This window comes from Nocardia sp. NPDC060220 (assembly GCF_042727815.1).
GTDB lineage: Bacteria > Actinomycetota > Actinomycetes > Mycobacteriales > Mycobacteriaceae > Nocardia.
Window position 1 is genome coordinate 2,743 of record NZ_JBHWZY010000806.1, and the last position, 382, is coordinate 3,124.

A 382-nucleotide genomic window follows, 5' to 3' on the forward strand; every position below is an offset into this window, starting at 1 on the left:
CATCCCGGCCAACATGGCCACTTCCTCGCGCCGGAGTCCGGTCACGCGGCGCTGACCGCCACCGGCCATCCCGAACTCTTCGGGGGCCACCTGCTGGCGCCGGGCCCGCAGGAACGCACCGAGACGGTTGTCGGTATCCATGTTTTCGAGGGTATGCCGACCTCGCGGCGGCTGGGTGGCCCTCGCACTACCAGGAAGTTTGCGACCTGGCACGCGGCGAGGACCGAGACGAACGTTGTGGCCATGACACACAACAACATCGAAGGCCGAGTCGCTGTCGTCACCGGAGCATCCAGCGGTATCGGGGCCGCCACCGCGCGACGGCTGGCGGCTGACGGTATGAACGTCGCGCTGCTCGGGCGGCGTAAGGATCCGAGGATCA

General features: G+C 67.8%; 1 protein-coding gene. It reads left to right on the forward strand.

Annotated elements, in window-relative coordinates:
- Positions 1 to 243 precede the first annotated feature (243 nt).
- Positions 244 to 382, forward strand: a 139-nt coding sequence (locus tag ACFWF3_RS29995; protein WP_379316998.1) for an SDR family NAD(P)-dependent oxidoreductase, incomplete at its 3' end; no start/stop codon positions are given.